18 protein-coding genes are annotated in these 20,977 nt (G+C 68.5%); 14 read left to right on the top strand and 4 right to left on the bottom strand.

Annotation, left to right across the window (positions count from 1 at the left end; all coding sequences use genetic code 11):
• Nucleotides 1-35: 35 nt before the first annotated feature.
• From nirB to AC1DNF_RS18950, 8 genes are all read left to right on the top strand, one after another.
• Nucleotides 36-2,510 carry a nitrite reductase large subunit NirB gene (nirB, locus tag AC1DNF_RS18985; RefSeq protein WP_478150162.1) on the top strand — a complete coding sequence of 825 codons (2,475 nt, stop codon included), beginning with the start codon at nt 36-38 and terminating at the stop codon, nt 2,508-2,510.
• Between the two features lie 14 nt (nt 2,511-2,524).
• Nucleotides 2,525-2,920, top strand: coding sequence for a nitrite reductase small subunit NirD (gene nirD / locus AC1DNF_RS18980; protein WP_478150161.1), 396 nt, complete (start codon nt 2,525-2,527; stop codon nt 2,918-2,920).
• Nucleotides 2,921-2,933: 13 nt separating this feature from the next.
• Nucleotides 2,934-5,765, top strand: a complete 2,832-nt coding sequence (locus AC1DNF_RS18975; RefSeq protein ID WP_478150160.1) for a nitrate reductase — start codon at nt 2,934-2,936, stop codon at nt 5,763-5,765.
• A 95-nt stretch (nt 5,766-5,860) separates the two neighbouring features.
• Nucleotides 5,861-6,784 (top strand): DNA-binding protein YbiB, encoded by a 924-nt coding sequence (gene ybiB, locus AC1DNF_RS18970; protein WP_478150159.1) that lies wholly within the window; start codon nt 5,861-5,863, stop codon nt 6,782-6,784.
• Nucleotides 6,781-7,569, top strand: a complete 789-nt coding sequence (gene cobA, locus AC1DNF_RS18965) for a uroporphyrinogen-III C-methyltransferase (protein WP_478150158.1) — start codon at nt 6,781-6,783, stop codon at nt 7,567-7,569. Before ybiB ends, cobA begins: the two co-directional genes overlap by 4 nt.
• Before the next feature lie 79 nt (nt 7,570-7,648).
• The gene (locus AC1DNF_RS18960) at nt 7,649-8,884 is read left to right on the top strand and encodes a BaiN/RdsA family NAD(P)/FAD-dependent oxidoreductase (RefSeq protein WP_478150157.1); all 1,236 of its coding nucleotides are present in this window, start codon (nt 7,649-7,651) and stop codon (nt 8,882-8,884) included.
• A 99-nt stretch (nt 8,885-8,983) separates the two neighbouring features.
• The gene (gene rpsU / locus AC1DNF_RS18955; RefSeq protein WP_007833691.1) at nt 8,984-9,196 is read left to right on the top strand and encodes a 30S ribosomal protein S21; all 213 of its coding nucleotides are present in this window, start codon (nt 8,984-8,986) and stop codon (nt 9,194-9,196) included.
• 112 nt (nt 9,197-9,308) lie between these two features.
• Nucleotides 9,309-9,758: a GatB/YqeY domain-containing protein gene (locus AC1DNF_RS18950; RefSeq protein WP_478150156.1), complete on the top strand. Its 450-nt coding sequence runs from the start codon at nt 9,309-9,311 to the stop codon at nt 9,756-9,758.
• A 41-nt stretch (nt 9,759-9,799) separates the two neighbouring features.
• Here AC1DNF_RS18950 and pmbA read toward each other — a convergent pair whose 3' ends face one another.
• A complete protein-coding gene (pmbA, locus tag AC1DNF_RS18945; RefSeq protein WP_478150155.1) occupies nt 9,800-11,170 on the bottom strand; it encodes a metalloprotease PmbA in 1,371 nt (456 codons plus the stop codon).
• Between the two features lie 60 nt (nt 11,171-11,230).
• Here pmbA and yjgA point away from each other — a divergent pair, with 60 nt between their 5' ends.
• Together yjgA and mog are read left to right on the top strand one after the other, a co-directional pair.
• The gene (gene yjgA / locus AC1DNF_RS18940) at nt 11,231-11,887 is read left to right on the top strand and encodes a ribosome biogenesis factor YjgA (RefSeq protein ID WP_478150154.1); all 657 of its coding nucleotides are present in this window, start codon (nt 11,231-11,233) and stop codon (nt 11,885-11,887) included.
• A complete protein-coding gene (gene mog / locus AC1DNF_RS18935) occupies nt 11,884-12,477 on the top strand; it encodes a molybdopterin adenylyltransferase (RefSeq protein WP_478150153.1) in 594 nt (197 codons plus the stop codon). The genes yjgA and mog overlap by 4 nt, the downstream gene beginning before the upstream one ends.
• 7 nt (nt 12,478-12,484) lie before the next feature.
• On the opposite strand, the gene cysE is transcribed toward mog, so the two are convergent.
• Nucleotides 12,485-13,258 (bottom strand): serine O-acetyltransferase, encoded by a 774-nt coding sequence (cysE, locus tag AC1DNF_RS18930; RefSeq protein ID WP_478150152.1) that lies wholly within the window; start codon nt 13,256-13,258, stop codon nt 12,485-12,487.
• 36 nt (nt 13,259-13,294) lie between these two features.
• Nucleotides 13,295-14,056 carry an RNA methyltransferase gene (locus AC1DNF_RS18925; protein WP_478150151.1) on the bottom strand — a complete coding sequence of 254 codons (762 nt, stop codon included), beginning with the start codon at nt 14,054-14,056 and terminating at the stop codon, nt 13,295-13,297.
• A 91-nt stretch (nt 14,057-14,147) separates the two neighbouring features.
• On the opposite strand from AC1DNF_RS18925, the gene AC1DNF_RS18920 reads away from it, so the two are divergent.
• The 4 genes from AC1DNF_RS18920 (at nt 14,148) to AC1DNF_RS18905 (ending at nt 19,963) form a co-directional block, all read left to right on the top strand.
• Nucleotides 14,148-15,179, top strand: a complete 1,032-nt coding sequence (locus AC1DNF_RS18920; protein ID WP_478150150.1) for an inositol monophosphatase family protein — start codon at nt 14,148-14,150, stop codon at nt 15,177-15,179.
• Nucleotides 15,179-17,425 (top strand): FUSC family protein, encoded by a 2,247-nt coding sequence (locus tag AC1DNF_RS18915; RefSeq protein ID WP_478150149.1) that lies wholly within the window; start codon nt 15,179-15,181, stop codon nt 17,423-17,425. Before AC1DNF_RS18920 ends, AC1DNF_RS18915 begins: the two co-directional genes overlap by 1 nt.
• Nucleotides 17,422-18,492, top strand: coding sequence for a mechanosensitive ion channel family protein (locus AC1DNF_RS18910; protein WP_478150148.1), 1,071 nt, complete (start codon nt 17,422-17,424; stop codon nt 18,490-18,492). The genes AC1DNF_RS18915 and AC1DNF_RS18910 overlap by 4 nt, the downstream gene beginning before the upstream one ends.
• A gap of 148 nt (nt 18,493-18,640) precedes the next feature.
• Complete coding sequence (locus AC1DNF_RS18905) at nt 18,641-19,963, top strand: sulfatase family protein (protein WP_478150147.1); 1,323 nt, start codon at nt 18,641-18,643, stop codon at nt 19,961-19,963.
• Nucleotides 19,964-19,981: 18 nt separating this feature from the next.
• On the opposite strand, the gene AC1DNF_RS18900 is transcribed toward AC1DNF_RS18905, so the two are convergent.
• A complete protein-coding gene (locus AC1DNF_RS18900; protein WP_478150146.1) occupies nt 19,982-20,908 on the bottom strand; it encodes an AraC family transcriptional regulator in 927 nt (308 codons plus the stop codon).
• Nucleotides 20,909-20,977: the final 69 nt, after the last annotated feature.

Genomic DNA, 20,977 nt, shown 5'->3' with positions numbered 1-20,977 from the left:
CCCCGTCCTTGCTTGAGTCCAGAAAGGTCCACTCCATGAACAAGATGAAACTCGTGATGGTCGGCAACGGCATGGCCGGTGTCCGGGCACTCGAAGAGTTGCTCAAGATCGAGCCCGACCTGTACGACATCACCGTGTTCGGCGCCGAGCCGCACCCGAACTACAACCGCATCCTGCTGTCCCCGGTGCTCGCCGGAGAGCAGACCGTCGACGAGATCGTGCTGAACTCGTGGGAGTGGTATGCGGAGAACAACATCACCCTGCATGCCGGCAAGAAGGTGGTCGAGGTCGACCGCGTCAAGCGCATCGTCCGCGCCGAGGACGGCACCGAGGCTGCGTACGACCGGCTCCTGATGTGCACCGGCTCCAAGCCTTTCATCCTGCCGATTCCCGGCAAGGACCTGAAGGGCGTGATCGCCTACCGCGACATCGCCGATACCGAGTTCATGATCGAGACGGCGAAGACCCACAAGCACGCGGTCGTCATCGGCGGCGGCCTGCTCGGCCTCGAGGCCGCCAACGGCCTGATGCTGCGCGGCATGAGCGTCACCGTGGTGCACGTGGCCCCCTGGCTGATGGAGCGCCAGCTCGACGACGTGGCCGGCGGCCTGCTGCGCAAGTCGCTCGAGGACCGGGGCCTCAAGTTCATGCTCGAAGCCCATACGCAGGAGATCGTCGGCGGCGCCGACGGCCGCGTGACGGCGGTGCGCTTCAAGGATGGCAGCGAGATACCGGCCGACCTCCTCGTCATGGCCGTGGGCATTCGCCCGAACGTGGAGCTCGCCCAGAAGATGCGCCTGCACTGCGATCGCGGCATCGTGGTCACCGACACCATGCAGACCGTCACCGACGCGCGCATCTATTCGGTCGGCGAATGCGCGGCCCACCGCGGCATCGCCTACGGCCTGGTCGCGCCGCTGTTCGACCAGGCCAAGGTGGCGGCGAACCACCTGGCGCAGTTCGGCATCGGGCGCTATCTCGGCTCGCTGACCTCGACCAAGCTCAAGGTCACGGGTATCGATCTCTTCTCCGCCGGTGACTTCATGGGCGGCGACGGCACGGAGGAGATCGTGATGAGCGACCCCTTCGGCGGCGTCTACAAGAAACTCGTGATCAAAGACGACAAGCTCGTCGGCGCCTGCCTCTACGGCGACACGGTCGACGGCAGCTGGTACTTCAAACTCCTGCGCGACGGCCGCAGCGTGCACGACATCCGCGACAAGCTGATGTTCGGCGAATCCAACATCGGCGACACCGGTCACGAGGGCCACAGCAAGGCGGCCAGCATGCCCGACGACGCCGAGGTCTGCGGCTGCAACGGCGTCAGCAAGGGCACGATCTGCAAGGCCATCAAGGACAAGGGCCTGTTCACGCTCGACGAGGTCAAGAAGCACACCAAGGCCAGCGCGAGCTGCGGCTCGTGCACCGGGCTGGTGGAGCAGATCCTGATGTTCACCGCCGGCGGCGACTATTCCGCCACGCCGAAGAAGAAGGCGGTCTGCGGCTGCACCGACGTCAGCCACCAGGACGTGCGCGACGCCATCCGCAAGGAACACTGGCTCACGCACGACGCGGTGTACCGCGGCCTCGGCTGGCGCACGCCCAACGGCTGCTCGACCTGCCGCCCGGCCATCAACTATTACCTGATCTCGACCTGGCCCAAGGAGGCAAAGGACGATCCGCAAAGCCGCTTCGTCAACGAGCGCAGCCACGCCAACATCCAGAAGGACGGCACCTATTCGGTGATCCCGCGCATGTGGGGCGGCCACACCACGCCCGACGAACTGCGCCGCATCGCCGACGCGGCCGACAAGTACAAGATCCCGACGGTCAAGATCACCGGCGGCCAACGCATCGACCTGCTGGGCGTGAAGAAGGAAGACCTGGAGAACGTCTGGAAGGACATCGGCATGCCCTCGGGCTTCGCCTACGCCAAGTCGCTGCGCACGGTGAAGACCTGCGTGGGCAGCGAATGGTGCCGCTTTGGCACCCAGGACTCGACGCAGATGGGCAAGGACCTGGAGCGCGCGCTGTGGGCCATGTATTCGCCGCACAAGGTGAAGCTCGCCGTCAGCGGCTGCCCGCGCAACTGCGCCGAATCGGGCATCAAGGACGTCGGCGTGATCGGTGTCGATTCGGGCTGGGAGATCTATGTCGGCGGCAACGGCGGCATCAAGACCGAGGTCGCGGAGTTTCTCGTCAAGGTCAAGACCGCCGAGGAAGTGATGGAGCACGCGGGCGCCTTCCTGCAGCTCTATCGCGAGGAGGGCTGGTACCTCGAACGCACGGTGCACTACATCGGCCGCGTGGGACTCGACTACGTCAAGCGGAAGGTGCTGGAAGACCCGGCCAACCGCAAGGCGCTCTGGGAGCGGCTGCAGTTCGCGCTCGACGGCGAACCCGATCCGTGGTTCGAATCCAGCCGTGCGGAAGTCGACACGCGCCAGTTCATCCCGATCGTGGCGGCGCCCGCCGCCGCGAGCGCCTCATCCAGCACGCAAGCCGCATGAGCAAGGAGAAAGACATGAGCGAATGGACCGTCATCTGCCGCGTCGACGACATCCCCGTGCTGGGCTCGCGCCGCGTGGCGCGCGCCAAGGGCGTGGACGTCGCGGTGTTCCGCAACAGCAGCGACCAGGTATTCGCGCTGCTCGACCGCTGCCCGCACAAGGGCGGCCCGCTGAGCCAGGGCATCGTGTTCGGCACCAGCGTGGCCTGCCCGCTGCACAACTGGGCCATCGGGCTCGACGACGGCTGCGCCAAGTCGCCGGACGATGGCTGCACGCCCCGTTTCGCGGTCAAGGTCGCGCAAGGCATGGTGCATCTGGACGCCGGCGAACTCGCCACGCATGCCACCGATCTCGAACGCCCCGTGGCCGGCCCGGCACGCCCGTCCTCTCTCCCGCTGGGAGAGGGCTAGGGTGGAGGCGGCGATGCGCACGCTCGTTTCCCACCGGGAGACCAGGTCCACCTGCCCCTACTGCGGGGTGGGCTGCGGCGTCATCATCGAATCCGAGGGCGCCCAGATCACCGGCGTGCGCGGCGATCCGGACCATCCCGCCAATTTCGGCCGCCTCTGCACCAAGGGCTCGACCCTGCACCTGACGGCCAGCGCGGCAGTCACGCGCCAGACGCGGCTCTTGCAGCCCATGCGGCGCGCCGAGCGCCATGCCGCGCCCGAAGCCATCGGCTGGGACGACGCGCTCGACACGGCCGCCGACAAGTTCGCACAGGTCATCCGCGACCATGGCCCGGACGCCGTCGGCTTCTACGTCTCCGGCCAGCTGCTCACCGAGGACTACTACGTCTTCAACAAGCTGTCCAAGGGCCTCATCGGCACCAACAACATGGACACCAACTCGCGCCTGTGCATGAGCAGCGCGGTGGCCGGCTACAAGAAGACGCTGGGCGCCGATGCGCCACCGGCCTGCTACGACGACCTGAAGCACGCCCAGTGCCTGTTCATCGTCGGCAGCAACACGGCCTGGGCCCATCCGATCCTGTTTCGCCGCATCGAGGACGCGAAGGCGGCCAACCCGGCGCTGAAGATCATCGTGGCCGATCCGCGCCGCACCGACACCGTCGAGATCGCCGATCTGTTCCTGCCCATCCAGCCCGGCACCGACGTCATGCTCTTCAACGGCATGCTGCACCTGATGCTGTGGGAAAGCTGGACCGACCCGCGCTACATCGCGGCGCACACCAGCGGCTTCGACGCGCTCAAGGCGACGGTGCGCGAATGCACGCCCGAGCGCGTGGCGCAGATCTGCGGCATCTCGAAGGAAGACCTGATGAGCGCCGCACGCCTGTTCGCCACCTCGGCGGCGACGCTGAGCCTCTATTGCCAGGGCCTCAACCAGTCCGCGTCGGGCACCGCCAAGAACGCGGCGCTGATCAACCTCCACCTGGCGACCGCGCAGATCGGCAAGCCCGGCGCGGGCCCGTTCTCGCTGACCGGCCAGCCCAACGCCATGGGCGGCCGCGAGGTGGGCGGCATGGCCAACCTGCTCTCGGCGCACCGCGATCTCGCGAACCCCGCGCATCGCGCCGAAGTCGCCGCGCTCTGGGGCGTGCCCGACGTGCCGCAGAAGCCCGGCAAGACCGCCGTGGAGATGTTCCAGGCCGCGGCGGACGGCGAGATCCGCGCCCTCTGGATCGCCTGCACCAACCCCGCGCAATCGATGCCCGACCAGTCGACCGTGCGCCGCGCGCTGGAGCGCTGCGAGTTCGTCGTGGTGCAGGAGGCCTTTTCGACTGCCGCCACCTGCGACTTCGCCGACCTGCTCCTGCCCGCGACCACCTGGGGCGAAAAGGAAGGCACCGTGACCAACAGCGAGCGTCGCATTTCGCGCGTGCGCGCGGCCGTGCCGGCACCAGGCGAGGCGCGCGACGACTGGGCCATCGCCGTGGCTTTCGCGCGGCGGCTCGAGGCACGTCTGGAGACCCGCGCCGTTGGCGAACCCACGCTCTTCCCCTATGCCGGCCCCGAATCGGTCTGGAACGAACACCGCGAATCCACGCGCGGGCGCGACCTCGACATCACGGGCATGAGCTACGCCATGCTCGAAGCCGCGCCGCGGCAATGGCCGCTGCGCGAAGGTGAATCCAGCGGCCGAGCCCGCCTGTACGAGGACGGCGTCTTCCCGACGCCCGACGGCCGCGCCCGCTTCGTCGACACCGTCTACAAACCGGTGGCCGAGGCCCGCGAGGCGCGATTCCCCTTCTCGCTGAACACGGGGCGCCTGCGCGACCAATGGCACGGCATGACCCGCACCGGCACCTTGGGCCGGCTGTTCGGTCACGTGGCCGAACCCGTGGTGCAGATGCATGCGCAGGACATGGCCCGCCGCCAGCTGAGCGAAGGCGCACTGGTGCATGTCACCTCGCGGCGCGGCTCCATCGTGCTGCCGGTCGTGGCCAGCGCGGAGGTGGGCCTGAGCCAGGCCTTCATCGCCATGCACTGGGGCGGCGAATACCTGAGCGGGCGCAGCAGCACCGGCGAGCGCCTGGCGGGCGTCAACGCGCTCACGACGCCGATCTTCTGCCCCGATTCGAAGCAGCCCGAGCTCAAGCACGCGGCCGTGAAGATTCTCAAGGCCGAACTCCCCTGGTCCCTGCTGGCCGCCGCCTGGCTGCCGCAGGAGTCGGCCTTGAGTGTGGCCGATTCATTTCGCGCGCTGATGGACTCCTTTCCCTTTGCCAGCTGCGTGCCCTTCGGCGCCGGAAGCGCGTTGCGCGACAGCGGGCCGGAGCGCACCGGCGTTCTCTTTCGCGCCGCCGCCTACGAGGCACCGCCTGCCAGCCTGCTCACGCAGATCGAGGGCCTGCTCGCGCTGGCCGGAACCGACACCCTGCGCTACGCCGACGTCAAGCGCGGCCAGCGGCGCGCGGTGCGGCTGGTGCGCGAAGGCGCGGACGCCCATCTCGACGGATTCCTGCTGGCCGGCGACACCAGCGCCGAGGCCTGGATCAAGGCGCTCCTGCAGGACCAGCTTCCCGCGCAGGCCTACGGCCGCCAGCTGCTTCGCCCCGGCACCGCCGCGCCCGTCGGCATCGCCGCGCGGGGCAAGGTCGTCTGCAGTTGCTTCGGCGTCACACAGACGGCCATCGGCGAACAGCTCGCCGCCTGCGCCGGCACGGAAGACGGGCGGCTCGCCGCGCTGCAGAGCGCGTTGAAATGCGGCACCAATTGCGGGTCCTGCCTGCCCGAACTCAAGCGCATGGTGCGCGCGAGCGCTCCACCGGCGCTGGCCGAGCTGTCATGAGCGCGCTGGCCGCACCGGCACTCGCCTTCCCTGCGCTCCAGGGCATAAGCGCACGCGGATTGCGGCATAAGCCTTGCGGGACAATCGCCACACCCATGGGAATCAGCCACTACATCAAGGAAATCGGGCGCGGCGCGCGTGGCGCCAGGCCGCTCGCCCGCGAACAGGCCTGCGATCTGTTCGGCCAGGTGCTCGACGGCACCGTCACCGACCTGGAGATCGGCGCCTTCTGCCTCGCGATGCGCATCAAGGGCGAGACCCCCGAGGAAATGGCGGGCTTCCTCGACGCGACACATGCCCGGCTCGCGCGCTTTCCCGCCACGAACCGGCCGCTGGTCGTGCTGCCCAGCTACAACGGCGCGCGCAAGCTGCCGGTGCTGACCCCCTTGCTGGCCATGCTGCTCGCGCGCGAAGGCCTGCCGGTGCTGGTGCACGGAGCGGCCACCGAATCGGCCCGCGTGCTGGCCTCCAACGTGCTCGCCGAGCTCGGCGTGCCCGCACTGGCGGCCGTGGGACCCCTCGCGAACGGCACGGCGGTCTTCGCGCCCACCGAAGTGCTAAGTCCCGGCCTCAAGCGCCTGCTCGACGTGCGCCGCGTGGTCGGCCTGCGCAACCCGGGCCACAGCGTCGTCAAGCTGATGCAGCCGGGCCAGGGCCACTGCGTGGTGGTCGGCAGCTACACCCATCCCGAATACGCGCAGTCGATGGCCGCGACATTCGAGCTCATGCGCATGACCGCGCTGCTCTCGCGCGGCCTCGAAGGCGAAAGCGCGGCCGACCCGCGCCGCACGGCACAGGTCGACGGCTTCGTGCGTGGACGGCGCATCGCGCTGCAATCCCAGCAGCCCGGCACGCAGGCCGACGTGCCCGGACTGCCGAAGGAAATCGACGTGGCAAGCACGGCGGCCTACACGCGGCGCGTGCTGGCCGGCGAGGTGCCGGTGCCGGACGCGATTGCCCAGCAGGTGGCCCACATCCTGCAACTGGCCGAACTGACGCAACAGGCGGAGAACCCATGAGCACCCTTACCCACTACGGCAGCTGCACCCTGGTCGGCGCGGGCCCCGGCGACCCCGAACTCCTCACGCTCAAGGCCGTCAAGGCGATCCAGGCGGCCACCGTTCTGTTCGTCGATGACCTGGTGAACGAAGAGATCCTGACCCATGCGCGGGCGGGCGCACGCATCGTCCACGTGGGCAAGCGCGGCGGCTGCAAGAGCACGCCCCAGGCCTTCATCGAGCGGCTCATGATCACCGCCGTGCAGGAAGGCGAGACGGTGGTGCGCCTCAAGGGCGGCGACCCCTTCATCTTCGGCCGCGGCGGCGAAGAGGTGGAGCACCTGCGCGAAGCGGGCATCGAGGTGCGGGTGGTCAACGGCATCACGGCCGGGCTGGCCGCGGTCACCGCGCTGGGCGTGCCGCTCACGCACCGCGACCATGCGCAGGGCGTGGTGTTCGTCACCGGCCATGCCAAGACCGGGCATGCGGCCGGAGAACATCCGACCGACTGGCGGCAACTTGCCGCCACCGTGCGCGACGCGCGGCTCACGCTGGTGATCTACATGGGCGTCACCGGCATGGCGCACATCCAGGACGAGCTTCTGTACGGACTTTCCGGCGAGACGCCGGTGGCCGTGATCCAGCATGCGAGCCTGCCGCAGCAACGCCACATCACCACCACGCTGGCGCGCCTGCGCCGGGACATGGCCGCCGCCGGGCTGGGCAGTCCCGCCGTGATCGTGGTGGGCGACGTGCTGCGCGGCCTGGCCGCAGCGGGCGTGTCGGCGACGCGATTCGGCACCTGAGCCGGCGCCGCCCGGCCCGTCGGCGCGGGCCGGCCTCACTAGAATCCCTCGCCATGGAACCACTGGCGAAAGCCGCGCCTTGAAATTCGACGTCGTCGTCATCGGTGCGGGCGCGGCCGGCCTCTTCTGCGCCGGCGTCGCGGGCCAGCGCGGGCTGAAGGTGCTGCTGCTCGACCACGGCGAGCGCATCGCCGAGAAGATCCGCATCTCCGGCGGCGGCCGCGCCAACTTCACGAACCGCGACCTCGACGTGCGCGCGCCGCAGCGTCACTTCATCGGCGACAACCCGAACTTCTGCCGCTCCGCCCTGTCCCGTTACACGCCGCAGCAGTTCATCGAGCTGGTGCGGCGCCATGGCATCGCCTTCCATGAAAAGCACAAGGGGCAGCTGTTCTGCGACGGGCCCTCGCAGCAGATCATCGACATGCTGCTGGCCGAGTGCGCGGCGGGCGGCGTGACGCACTGGCAGCCATGCGGCGTGCGCAGCGTCGCTTTCTCGCAGGAGGACGGCTATCGCATCGACACCGACCGGGGCGCCGTCCATGCGCGCAGCCTGGTCGTGGCCACCGGGGGCCTGTCCATCCCCCAGATCGGCGCCACCGACTTCGGCTACCGCCTCGCCGCGCAGTTCGGCCTTCGCGTCGTTGCGCCGCGGCCGGCGCTCGTCCCGCTGACCTTCGGCGGCGAGGGCTGGACGCCGTATGCCGGTCTGGCGGGCCTGGCGCTTCCGGTCCAGATCGAGACCGGCGCCAAGAAGGAACGCATGCGCTTCCTCGAAGACCTGCTCTTCACCCACCGCGGCCTGTCGGGGCCGGCGGTGCTGCAGATTTCGAGCTACTGGCGTCCTGGCGCGCCGCTGACCATCGATTTCGCGCCCGGCATCGACATCGCGGCCTCGCTGGGCGAGGCCAAGCTGCGGTCGCGCAAGCGCATCGGCAACGAGCTCGCCATGCTCGTGCCCTCGCGGCTGGCGGACGCCTGGGTCGGGCAGGACGCGGCGCTTCAGCGCCCGATCAACGAAGCGGCCGACCGCGCGCTCGCCGCGCTGGCCGAACGCATCACGCGCTGGCAGATCACGCCGAGCGGCACCGAAGGCTACAAGAAGGCCGAAGTCACGGCGGGCGGCGTCGACACCCGCGACCTGTCCTCGCAGACCATGGAGTCGAAGCAGCCCGGCCTCTACTTCATCGGCGAAGTGGTGGACGTCACCGGCTGGCTCGGCGGCTACAACTTCCAGTGGGCCTGGGCGAGCGCATATGCCTGCGCCAATGCGCTCTCGCCGGCGCCTGAAGCTGAGGCTATAATGTCGGGCTAACTTTGGCCTTCCCTCAACGGCCTACCCTATTTTCAAGTTGAGGAACCCGGCCCGGGGCCCGATCTTCCCCAAGCCAAAATTCAACAAACCCATTCATCAATGACCACCATCCGCGTTAAAGAAAACGAGCCCTTCGACGTCGCGCTTCGCCGCTTCAAGCGCACCATCGAAAAGCTCGGCCTGCTGACCGACCTGCGCGCGCGCGAGTTCTACGAAAAGCCCACCGCCGAGCGCAAGCGCAAGAAGGCCGCCGCGGTCAAGCGCCATTACAAGCGCGTGCGCAGCATGCAGCTTCCCAAGAAGCTGTACTAAGCACCCCGCTGCGTTGGCCGCCACAGGCCAGCGTCCGGTTCACCCGGATCCGAGCCGCGCCAGGGACACCCTGCCGCGGCTTTTGTTTTTTTGACCGTCAGGAAAGCCAGCCATGAGCCTCAAGGAACAGATCACCGAAGACATGAAGACCGCGATGCGCGCCAAGGATTCGGAGCGCCTCGGCACCATCCGCCTGCTGCTCGCCGCGCTCAAGCAGAAGGAAGTCGACGAGCGCATCGAACTCGACGACACGATGGTCGTCGCCATCGTGGACAAGCTGGTCAAGCAGCGCAAGGACTCGGTGGCCGCCTTCACCCAGGGTGGGCGCACCGACCTCGCCGACAAGGAAGCCGCCGAAATCAAGGTGCTGGAGGTGTACCTCCCCCAGCGCATGAGCGCGGACGAGGTCGCCGTCGAGGTGAAGGCCATCGTGGCCGAACTGGGCGCCAAGGGCCCCGGCGACATGGGCAAGGTCATGGGCGCGGTCAAGACGCGCCTGGCCGGCAAGGCCGACATGGGCCAGGTCAGCGCCGCCGTGAAGGCCGCGCTTTCAGGCGGCTGAGCGGGTGGGCCCCGCCAAGGGGCCGCACCCGAGGCGGGCGCTCAGGACCCGGCAACCTTCATGCGGTTGACCAGGATCGAGCCGGTCGTCTTGGCGCCGTAGTTGTAGGTATCGGCGCCCACCGCCTCGATGCCCATGAGCATGGTCTTGAGGTTGCCCGCGATCGTGATCTCCTGCACCGGGAACGCGATCTTGCCGTTCTCGACCCAGAACCCGCTCGCGCCGCGCGAGTAGTCGCCGGTGACGTAGTTGACGCCCTGCCCCATCAGTTCGATCACGAATAGGCCGGTGCCGAGCTTGGCGAGCATCGCCTCCAGGTCGTCGTCCTTCTTCGTCAGGCGCGAAGTCAGCGTGAGGTTGTGCGATCCACCAGCGTTGCCGGTGGTCTTCATGCCCAGCTTGCGCGCCGAATAGGTGCTGAGGAAATAGCCCTCCAGGCGGCCGGCATCGACCACCTTGCGCTTGCGCGTGACCACGCCCTCGTCATCGAAGGGCGAACTGCCCTTGCCGCGCGGCAGGTGCGGGTCTTCGACCACGTCCATGTGCTCGGGCAGCACCGCCTTGCCGAGCGAGTCGAGCAGAAAGCTGCTCTTGCGATAGAGCGCGCCCCCGCTGGTGGCTTGCACCAGGCCGCCCAGCAGGCCGGCGGCCAGCGGCGACTCGAACAGCACCGGGCATTCCGTCGTCTTGATCTTGCGCGACTTCAGGCGGCTGAGCGCGCGTTCCGCCGCATAGCGGCCGACGGCCTGCGGGCTTGCGAGTTCGTCGGCCGAGCGCATGGAGCTGTACCAGGCGTCGCGCTGCATGTCGTTGCCCTTGCCGGCGATGGGCGCCACCGAGATCGAATGCCGCGAGCTGGCATAGCCGCCGCGGAAGCCGTGCGTATGGGCGCTGAAGAAGTGGCTTTGTTGCGCCGACACGCCAGCGCCTTCGCTGTTGGTGATGCGCTTGTCGGTCGAGAGGGCGGCGGCCTCGCATTCGAGCGCCAGCCTGGCGGCCTCCTCGCTGCTGAGTTCCCAGGGATGGAACAGGTCGAGATCGGGTTGCTCCTTGGCGATGTCGTCTTCGTCCGGCAGCCCGCTCACCGGGTCCTCGGCCGTGAAGCGCGCGATGTCGTAGGCCGCCTGGACGGTCTGCGCGATGGCCGCTTCGGAGAAATCGGAGGTGCTGGCGTTGCCGCGGCGATGCCCCACGTAGACCGTGATGCCGAGCGACTTGTCGCGGTTGCGCTCGACGTTCTCGAGTTCGCCCTTGCGCACGGAGACGCTCAGCCCGCAGCCTTCGGAGGCTTCGGCGCCGGCATCGGTCGCTCCAAGCTTCTTGGCGTGGGCCAGGGCCGTGTCGACCAGGTTTTCGAAAAAGGGGCGGCTGTAGGCGAAGCCGGAATCGGCGCGCGAGGATGATGTGGTCATGTGTTGGCTATGATACTTGCGCCCCCCTGTTCCCGATGGTGCGGCCAAGGATTCACCTCTATGTCCCGCAAACCCAAAAAAGGCTACTTCGTCCGTGGCGAGTTCGTAGCCGAAGGCAGTGAACTCGATCTTGAACTCAAGCGCGAGCTCAAAGGCACCGACGCAGCCAGCCGAACCGACCTCAAACGCGAAAGCACCGAGCTGCAGAAGCTGGGCGAAGCCCTGCTCACGCTGCGCGCGGGCCTTCTCGACAAGCTCGACCTGGGCGAAAAGCTCAAGGACGCGATCGAGGAGGCGAAGCGCATCACCAATTTCGAGGGCAAGCGCCGCCAGATGCAGTTCATCGGCAAGCTGATGCGCGGCCTCGAGCCCGCCACGCTCGATGCGGTCCGCACCGCGCTCGACGAGCAGAACCGCGGTCCGGCCGAGGAAACCGCCGTCCTGCACGATGCCGAACGCTGGCGCGACCTGCTGATCGCCGAAGACGATGCGCTCGGCGGCTGGATCGAAACCCATCCCGGCACCGATGCGCAACAGCTGCGCGCGCTCATCCGCCAGGCACGCAAGGACATCAAGGTCGGCCCGGCCGGCGAAGCGCCGCGCCAGAGCAAGGCGTACCGCGAGGTGTTCCAGATCGTGCGCGCGCAGTTGGGCGTGCACGGCGCGGCCGACCATGCGGCGGAGGCCGCGGAGCAGTCGCGCGAGGAGGATGCATGAGCGCCGCGGCGACGGATGCCGTGCGCATCGGGATCGTGTCGATCAGCGACCGGGCATCCAGCGGCGTCTACGAGGACAAGGGCCTGCCCGCGCTGCAGGAATGGCTCCAGCGCGCCCTGCGCAATCCGATCACTTTCGAATCGCGCCTGATTCCTGACGAGAAGGCCGGCATCAGCGCCGCACTGATCGAACTGGTGGACGCCGGATGTTCGCTGGTGCTGACCACCGGCGGCACCGGGCCGGCCTTGCGCGACGTGACGCCCGAGGCGACGCTGGCCGTCGCGCACAAGGAGATGCCCGGTTTCGGGGAACAGATGCGGCAGATCAGCCTGCGCTTCGTGCCGACCGCCATTCTTTCGCGCCAGGTGGCGGTGATCCGGGACCGCAGCCTGATCATCAATCTCCCCGGGCAGCCCAAGTCGATCGCCGAGACGCTGGAAGGCCTCAAGGGTGCCGACGGCGCGCAGATCGTGCCGGGGATCTTCGCGGCGGTGCCCTACTGCATCGATCTGATCGGCGGGCCCTACCTGGAAACCGACAACTCGGTGTGCAAGGCCTTCCGGCCCAAGTCCGCGATCCGGGCGAAATAAGGCCCGGTCACTTCCCGATCAGCTGCGTCAGTTTCTCCGCCTCGAAGCACTCGTCGCGGGCCGCGTCGCCCGGCACGCAGTCCTTCTTGCCGGGCTGGGTCGAGAGCGACTCGATCGCCTGCCAAAGCAGGGCGATCTGGTGCTCCTGGCTCGCGGCGTTGTCGATCAGCCCGCGCATCGCCAGGGACAGCGGATCGTCGTTCTGCGTCACCCCATAGGCCGAGAAGCCCATGCGCGAGGCCGTTTCCTCGCGGCGCGCGGCGGAATCCGCCTCGATGATCCGGGCGGGGTTCCCCACCGCTGTCGCGCCCGCCGGCACCGGCTTGGTGACGACCGCGTTCGAGCCGATCTTGGCGCCATCGCCCACGGTAAACCCGCCCAGCACCTTCGCCCCCGCGCCGACCACCACGTTGCGGCCCAGGGTCGGATGCCGCTTGGCGCCCTTGTAGAGCGAGGTGCCGCCCAGAGTCACGCCCTGGTAGATGGTGCAGCCGTCGCCGATCTCGGCGGTCTCGCCCACCACCACCCCCATCGCGTGATCGAAGAACACCCGGTCGCCGACGATCGCCGCCGGATGGATCTCGATGCCCGTGAAGAAACGCGTGCATTCCGAGATGAAGCGCCCGAACCATTTCAGCCCGTGGCCCCAGCACCAGTGCGCGATCCGGTGCAGCACGACGGCGTGCAGGCCCGGATACAGGGTCAGGACTTCCCAGCGCGTGCGGGCCGCCGGATCACGATCGAGGATGCACTGGATGTCGGAGCGCAGGCGCGAAAACATGCTGTGTTCTAGTTATGGCTATAGAGGCCGCGCAGTCTAAGGGCTCGGGTCTTCGCGCACGGCCGATGGGGTTTTCGGCCCGCCCCGGGCCGCATCCGCCATCGCCTTGGCGATGCCGCGAAGGATGTGGATCTCCTCCGGCGTCGGCTGCGCGCGGTTGAACAGCTGCTGCAGCCGGGGCATCAGCTTCTTGGGCGCACCGGGGTCGAGAAAGCCGATCTGAACCAGCGAACGCTCCCAGTGCTCCAGCATCCCGGCCACCGCCTGCCCGTCCGCCGCCGGCGAGGGCGCGGTCGCGTCGCGCACCTCGTAGCCCCCGAGCGCGAGGCGCCATTCGTAGGCGACGACCTGGATCGCGGCGCCGAGGTTGAGCGAACCGAAATTCGGATCCGCGGGAATGCTGAGCGCGACGTTGCAGCGGTAGACGTCCTCGTTGCGCATGCCGAAGCGCTCCGAGCCGAAGAGGAAGGCAACATGCTGCTCCCCGCCCCTGGCCAGCGGCTCCAGGTGCTCGCGCGGCGTGCGCGTGGGCGGGCCGAAGTCGCGCGGGATCATCGCGGTCGCGCACAGGTGGGTGACGCCGTCGAGCGCCTCGTCCAGCGTCTCGACGATGCGGGCATTGGCCAGGACGTCCAGCGCGCCGCTGGCACGCTGGATGGTCTCCTCGCGCCGCAGCACGTTGGCCCAGCGCGGCGCGACCAGCACCAGGTCGCCGAAGCCCATGGTCTTCATGGCGCGGGCGGCCGCGCCGACATTGCCGGCGTGGCTGGTCTGGATCAGGATGAATCGGGTGCGCATGTAAAATCCCCCGATTCTCGCCGCCCGCATCGCCGGGCCGCATTCCAGGGAGCGTACGCACCTGGCCCATTCCTGCTCTTCTCACAATCCAATGTCGTCCCCCAACCTGCATCCCATGCTCAACGTGGCCGTCAAGGCCGCCCGCGCCGCCGGCGCCATCATCAATCGCGCGGCGCTCGATGTCGAGGCGGTGCGCGTTTCGCAGAAGCAGGTCAACGACTTCGTGACCGAAGTCGATCATGCGAGCGAGCGAGTGATCATCGAGACGCTGCTCACCGCCTACCCGGGGCACGGCATCCTGGCCGAGGAATCGGGCACCGAGCACGGCGCCAAGGATTCCGACTACGTCTGGATCATCGATCCGCTGGACGGCACCACCAACTTCATCCATGGCTTCCCGGTCTACTGCGTCTCCATCGCGCTCGCGATCCGCGGCAAGATCGACCAGGCCGTCATCTACGACCCCAGCCGCAACGACCTGTTCACGGCCACCCGCGGCCGCGGCGCCTACATGAACGATCGCCGCCTGCGGGTGAGCAAGCGCACGCGCCTGAACGAATCCCTGCTCTCGACCGGCTTCCCCTTCCGCACCGGCGACAACTTCAAGCAGTACCTCGCCATCATGGCCGACCTCATGCCGCGCGCGGCGGGCCTGCGGCGTCCCGGCGCGGCGGCACTGGACCTGGCCTACGTGGCGGCCGGCTTCACCGACGCCTTCTTCGAAACCGGCCTCAACATCTGGGACGTCGCGGCAGGCTCGCTGCTCGTCACCGAAGCGGGCGGCCTGATCGGCAACTTCACCGGCGAGCCCGACTTCCTCGACCAGCGCGAATGCCTCGCGGGCGCGCCGCGCATCTATGGCCAGTTGGTGCCGATCCTGGGCAAGTACTCCAAGTTCGCCAACGTGGACGACAAGCTGCGCGCCAGCGACCGCGTGCGCGCTGTCGACCCCTCGGCCACCGCCGGCGATATCTACGCGCGCAGCACCGTCGAATCCACGCCCTCCTCCGACGCCGAAGCGGCGGGTGAAGCGCCCCAGGCCGCGCCGGCGCAGCGCAAGCTCACGCGCATCCGCCGCGAAGCACCCGCCGCGCCCGCCGAGGGCGACCACTCCGCGAAGTGATGCAGGCGCCGCGCGCCGCCACCGACCGGGGCCGCGCCGCGATGCGCGTGGCGCTCAGTCATTTCATCGCCAACGGCCTCTCGGTCGCGCTCGGCCTGCTGCTGATCTCCGCCGGCGTGCACCTCTGGCTGGGCGCGATTGCCTCTTCTTCCGCCGCGGTAGGCGTCATCGTCAGCGCCCCCCCCGACTTTCCGGCGCCGCGCCGCGGCAAGCTCCTGCAGATGCTGCCGGCGCCCCTCATCGGGCTCCCCCTCTTCTTCGTCGTGCAGCTGCTGCACACGGCGCCGCTGCGTCTGGGCCTGGTGCTGGTGCCATTCACCTTCCTCGCCTTCGTCGCCATGGCCTGGGGCAAGCGTGGAATTCCGATCGCGATCGCGGTCATGTTCTCGATGATTTTCTCGATGGCGACGCCCCCGCCTACCGGCATGGCCGAAGCCGTCGAGCGCACGCTGCACTTCGGCCTGGGGGCCGGACTCTACGTGATCTACGCGACGCTCGCCAACCTCGCGCTCAACGCCCGCTACCGCGTGCAGGCGACCGCCGACGTGCTGCTGTCGCTGGCCGCGCTGATGCGCACGCAGGCCTGCCAGTTCACCCCCCGCGACGATGCCGGCGACGTGCGCGAACTGCCCGCGCCCCTGCTGGGCCAGCTGCTGCGCGAGCAGGCCGCGCTGGCCGACCAGATACAGGCCACGCGCGACATCGTCCTCGAATCCCCGCGCACGCCGCGCCGCCAGCAGCTTGCCGGCATGCTGGTGACGGTTCTGGAGCTGCGCGACCTGCTGCTGGCCAGCGAACTCGACCTGGACGCGCTCAAGTCGCACCCCGGGCATGCCCGGGCGCTCAACGAGATGCGGCGCATCCTCGAGGAGCTGGCCGACGAGACCGCGGCGCTCGCCGATGCGCTGCTGCTCGCGCGCCAACCGCCGCGCGTGGAGGACCGGCGCCCCGCCCTGGCGGCGATCCGCCTGGACGAAGGAGCCGACAAGCCGCCGCGCACCAGTCACCTCGGGCCGACGCCGGCCGTGCTCGCACGCGGACTGGCGAACCGCATCGGCCACATCAACGACGAGGTGATGCGGCTCAGCGGGCTGGCGCGCGGCGACATCCAGCCCGACCTCGCGATCGTGCGCGCCAACTGGCAGATGTTCGTGAGCCCGACCGAATGGTCCTTCCGCCCCTTCCTCACCCTTTGGCGCTGGGACGCGCCGCCGCTGCGGCATGCCATCCGCGCCGCGCTGGCCATCGGCACCGGCTACGCCATCGCGGTCGTGCTGCCCTGGGGCTCGCATGACTACTGGATCCTGCTGACCATCGTCGTGGTGCTGCGCGGGAGCCTTTCGCAAACGCTGGAGCGGCGCAACAACCGCGTGGCCGGCACGCTGCTCGGCTGCGTGTTCGCGGTGGGGCTGCTGTCCGTGCATCCCTCGGCGCTCGTCCTCCTGGCCGCGATGACCGTGGCACAGGCCGTCGCCCATGGTTTCGCGGTGCGGCGCTATCTCATCACCGCAGTGGCCGCCACCGTGCTGGGGCTGACCCAGGCGCACATGCTCAATGTCGGCATGAGCCCCACCTTCGCGCTCTTCGAGCGCGTGGCCGACACACTCATCGGCGCGGCCCTGGCGTGGGCCTTCTGCTATGTGCTGCCATCCTGGGAGCGACGCCAGATCCCCGCGCTGGTGGCACGCACCCTCGCGGCGCAGGCGCGCCATGCGCGGCTCGCGCTCGGCCTCGGCCAGCTGCGCTCGGCGGAAACCACGCCCGAACTCGAATGGCGGCTCGCGCGCAAGGAGGCCTACGACAGTCTCTCCGCGCTGGTGCAGGCCACGCAGCGCTCGCTGTCGGAGCCGCGCGCGGTGCGCCCCCCGCTCGAGCCCCTCGAACACCTGCAGGCGCACAGCTACCAACTTCTGGCGCAGCTGAGCGCCGTCAAGTCGATGCTGGTCCTGCGGCGCGACCGCCTGACGCCGGCCGAGGTCGAGGGCCCGCTGGCCCGCACGGCCCAGCGCATCGAGGCCATCATCGGGACGCCACCCACCACCGGCCCCTCCATGGCGGAAGGTCCCGCGACCACGCTCTCCGAGCCGATTTCGTTGCCCGACCCGTTCGACAACGACATCAGCCCGTGGCTGCTGCGCAGGCTCGACCTCGCGACCGCCATCGCCGCGCAATTGCGTGACGACGCGGCCCGCATCCTGCAACGCCTGGAAGAAAACACGCCCCGCGCACCCCAGCCCGCCGCATGACGAAGGAGATGCTGCTCGCCCATCCGTGGTTCGGCCCCGGCCTTGCCGCCGTGGTCGCCGTGCCGCTGGCGCTCCTTGCCCACCGCCTGGGCGGCCTCGTTCTCAGGCGCGTCACGCGCTCCATGCCGGTCCTGCACGCCATGCTGATTGCAATCCAGGCGCCCGCGCGCGCCGTGCTGCCGCTGGTGGCGCTGCAGATGGTGTGGCAGGCCGCGCCGGACGATGTGCGCTTCATCGACAGCGTGCGGCACCTCAATGGCCTCCTGCTCATTGCCGCCGTCACCTGGCTCGCGGTGCGGGCCGTCGGCGGCATCGCCGATGGCGTGCTCGCCAAGCATCCCTACGACGTGACGGACAACCTGCAGGCCCGCCGCGTGCTCACGCAGACACGGGTGCTGGCGCGGACCGCGAACGCCATGCTGCTGGTCGCCGGCGGCGCGCTGATGCTCATGACCTTCCCGGGCGCGCGCCAGGTCGGCGCCAGCCTGCTGGCCTCCGCCGGCGTGATCGGCATCGTGGCCGGCCTGGCCGCCAAGCCCGTCTTCAGCAACCTGATCGCCGGCCTGCAGATCGCGCTGGCGCAGCCGATTCGCATCGACGACGTGCTGGTGGTCGAGGGCGAGTGGGGACGCGTCGAGGAGATCACCGGCACCTTCGTGGTGCTGAAGATCTGGGACGACCGACGGCTCATCCTGCCGCTGTCCTACTTCATCGAGAAGCCGTTCCAGAACTGGACGCGCCACTCCTCTCAGCTGTTGGGTTCGGTCTTCATCTACGCCGACTACGGCATGCCGCTCGCGCCGATGCGGGAAGAAGTCGAGCGCCTGGTGAAGGCGGCGCCCGAGTGGGACGGGCGCTTCTTCAACCTGCAGGTGACCGACGCGACCGAACGCACAATGCAGATCCGCGTGCTGTGCACCGCCGCTTCCTCGTCGCTCGCCTTCGATCTGCGCTGCAAGGTGCGCGAGGGTGTGATCGATTTCATGCAGCGCGAATATCCGCAGTTCCTGCCACGCATGCGCATCGAGGACGGCGTGTCCCCATCTCGCCCCATGTACAGCCCCTAAGCCCTTCGCCGCCCGCGAGCGGCCTTCGGAAGATCCGCCCCGGCAGCGACCGCCTCGGCACGCGCCTGAAACAGCCTCACCGATTCGTCGGCCCGCTGGTGCGGCATCATGAAGGCCGTGAACTTCCAGGCCAACGATCGACCCCCCCATGCCCACGCAACGCCCCAACATCATCTTCATCGTCGCCGACGACCTCGGCTACGCCGACCTCGGCTGCTACGGCGGCCGCGACGCCGACTTCGGCCCCGTGTCTCCGGTGCTCGACAGGCTGGCCGCCAAGGGCATCAAGTTCACGCAGGGCTACGCAAACTCGCCCGTGTGCTCTCCCACGCGCTTCGCGCTGATGACCGCGCGCTACCAGTACCGGCTGCGCGGCGCCGCCGAGGAGCCGATCAATAGCAAGAGCCGCGGCAGCGCCACGCTCGGGTTGCCGCCGGAACACCCGACGCTGCCTTCGCTGCTGCGCGGCGCGGGCTATCGGACGGCACTCGTAGGCAAGTGGCATCTGGGCTACCCGCCGAATTTCGGACCGCTGCGCTCGGGCTACGAGGAGTTCTTCGGCCCGATGTCAGGCGGCGTCGACTATTTCACCCACTGCGATTCGACCGGGCGTCACGACCTCTGGTCCGGCGAGGAGGACAAGCAGTCGGACGGCTATCTCACCGACCTGCTGTCGCGACGTGCCGTCGACTACGTCGAGCGCATGGCGGGGCAGGAGGCCCCCTTCTTCCTCAGCCTGCACTACACGGCGCCGCACTGGCCCTGGGAGACGCGCGAGGACGCAGCCAAGGCGCCGCTGGTGAAGGACAACCTGTTCGACCTTGCCGGCGGCAACATCCACACCTACCGCCGCATGATCCATCACATGGACGAAGGCATCGGCTGGATCATGGCCGCCCTCGAGAAACACGGCCTCGCCCACAATACCCTCGTCGTGTTCACCAGCGACAACGGCGGCGAACGTTTCTCCGACAACTGGCCACTGGTCGGCGGCAAGATGGACCTGACCGAAGGCGGCATCCGCGTGCCCTGGATCGCGCACTGGCCCGACGCCATCCGCGCCGGCGGCGAGAGCGCCCAGCACTGCCTGACGATGGACTGGTCCGCCACCATGCTTGACGCGGCCGGTGCAGTGGCCGACGCCCGCTACCCGCTCGACGGCATCTCGCTGATGCCCGTGCTGCGCGACGCCTCGTATGGCTTTCGCCGGCCGATGCACTGGCGCATGAACCACCGCGACCAGCGCGCCCTTCGCGACGGCGACTGGAAATACCTGAAGGTCGACGACAACGAATACCTGTTCGACATCCCGGCCGACGAGCGCGAGCGCGCCAACCGTGCCAAGCGGGAACCCGAGCGCCTGGCCGCGATGCGGCAGGCGTGGCAGGCATGGAACGACGCCATGCCGCCGATTCCGCAGGATGCGACCGTGAGCCTGGGCTATTCGGTCAAGGACATGCCCCAGCGCTGAGCGGGCATTCCGGGCCGCCTATGCGGCAGGCTTCACGGGCATGCAAAGGGTGCAGGTGAATGCGCCCTTGTCGTCCGCTCCGAGGTCCTTGCGATAGAGCTCGATCGGTGCGGCATCCGCGGGCTGATAGCCGCTTTCGGGCAGCCACTTGCACAGCTTCAACCAGGCTTCGAAGATCTCGGTGGGCGCGGTGGCGAACTCGGCGCAGGCAAAACTTCCGCCGCGCAGCGTCTGCACGCCGATCTCACCCTGGGGCTGGAAGTTCTCGTCGACTTCGATGCAGGCGTCATAGCGGCTGACGCCATACATCGCCCGATGGGGCTCCATCAATCCCTGCTCACTGCACCAGGCCGCGAAACGTTGCCAAGTCTGCTGGATGCCAGCATCGCCGTAGGGACCTACATGTCGCATGTAGGCAACGCCGACATCAGGCAGTTTCTTTATTTCAACCGTCACCTTCATTTCCGTACCGCCGAATTGTTGGGAAAGACGTGTGGGCAAGGAGGGCTCATCCTGATCATTGGTCTGGGCGGGGGCTTGACCTGGCTTGCGCTCGGCTTGATGAATCTTGCTGACTTCGCTTCGATAGCGCTCCGTCCATGATCGGAATACGTCCCGGCGCCACTCGGTCGGCGTGGCGCCGAAGTGCGCGCGAAAAGCACGCGTGAAGACGGCTGCGGAGCCGAAGCCAACGTCGAGCGCGATCGCCAGCACGGGTTCATCCGGCGAGCTGAGCAGCCGCCCGGCGGCCACCTCCAGCCGGCGCCGCCGCACGTGGGCCGCCGCCGTTTCGCCGGTCAGGGCTTGGAAGACACGATGGAAGTGCCACGAGGAGAAATTGGCCACCGAGGCCAGCGTGGCCAGATCGAGCGGCTCCGCCAGGTGCGCGTTGATGTGGTCGAGCACCCGTTTGATGCGCGCGGCATAGGCGCGTCGCGGCCTCATGGCCGCATCACCTTGACTTCGATATTATTTAGACATATCTTTATCAATTCAGATAACAACATCGAGGTC

The organism is Variovorax sp. 01T432 (genome assembly GCF_056398605.1).
The sequence above is the reverse complement of the archived record's forward strand: the minus strand, read 5'-3'. Positions and strand labels throughout refer to the sequence as shown.

What these genes read in the sequence shown, in the direction of transcription:
- AC1DNF_RS18975 (WP_478150160.1), top strand. Translation starts at nt 2,934, where the DNA reads ATGCGCACGCTCGTTTCCCACCGGGAGACCAGGTCCACCTGCCCCTAC.
- AC1DNF_RS18900 (WP_478150146.1), bottom strand. Translation starts at nt 20,908, where the DNA reads ATGAGGCCGCGACGCGCCTATGCCGCGCGCATCAAACGGGTGCTCGAC.
- nirD (WP_478150161.1), top strand. Translation starts at nt 2,525, where the DNA reads ATGAGCGAATGGACCGTCATCTGCCGCGTCGACGACATCCCCGTGCTG.
- AC1DNF_RS18915 (WP_478150149.1), top strand. Translation starts at nt 15,179, where the DNA reads ATGCAGGCGCCGCGCGCCGCCACCGACCGGGGCCGCGCCGCGATGCGC.
- cobA (WP_478150158.1), top strand. Translation starts at nt 6,781, where the DNA reads ATGAGCACCCTTACCCACTACGGCAGCTGCACCCTGGTCGGCGCGGGC.
- rpsU (WP_007833691.1), top strand. Translation starts at nt 8,984, where the DNA reads ATGACCACCATCCGCGTTAAAGAAAACGAGCCCTTCGACGTCGCGCTT.
- ybiB (WP_478150159.1), top strand. Translation starts at nt 5,861, where the DNA reads ATGGGAATCAGCCACTACATCAAGGAAATCGGGCGCGGCGCGCGTGGC.
- AC1DNF_RS18905 (WP_478150147.1), top strand. Translation starts at nt 18,641, where the DNA reads ATGCCCACGCAACGCCCCAACATCATCTTCATCGTCGCCGACGACCTC.
- mog (WP_478150153.1), top strand. Translation starts at nt 11,884, where the DNA reads ATGAGCGCCGCGGCGACGGATGCCGTGCGCATCGGGATCGTGTCGATC.
- pmbA (WP_478150155.1), bottom strand. Translation starts at nt 11,170, where the DNA reads ATGACCACATCATCCTCGCGCGCCGATTCCGGCTTCGCCTACAGCCGC.
- AC1DNF_RS18925 (WP_478150151.1), bottom strand. Translation starts at nt 14,056, where the DNA reads ATGCGCACCCGATTCATCCTGATCCAGACCAGCCACGCCGGCAATGTC.
- AC1DNF_RS18910 (WP_478150148.1), top strand. Translation starts at nt 17,422, where the DNA reads ATGACGAAGGAGATGCTGCTCGCCCATCCGTGGTTCGGCCCCGGCCTT.
- yjgA (WP_478150154.1), top strand. Translation starts at nt 11,231, where the DNA reads ATGTCCCGCAAACCCAAAAAAGGCTACTTCGTCCGTGGCGAGTTCGTA.
- AC1DNF_RS18920 (WP_478150150.1), top strand. Translation starts at nt 14,148, where the DNA reads ATGTCGTCCCCCAACCTGCATCCCATGCTCAACGTGGCCGTCAAGGCC.
- nirB (WP_478150162.1), top strand. Translation starts at nt 36, where the DNA reads ATGAACAAGATGAAACTCGTGATGGTCGGCAACGGCATGGCCGGTGTC.
- AC1DNF_RS18950 (WP_478150156.1), top strand. Translation starts at nt 9,309, where the DNA reads ATGAGCCTCAAGGAACAGATCACCGAAGACATGAAGACCGCGATGCGC.
- cysE (WP_478150152.1), bottom strand. Translation starts at nt 13,258, where the DNA reads ATGTTTTCGCGCCTGCGCTCCGACATCCAGTGCATCCTCGATCGTGAT.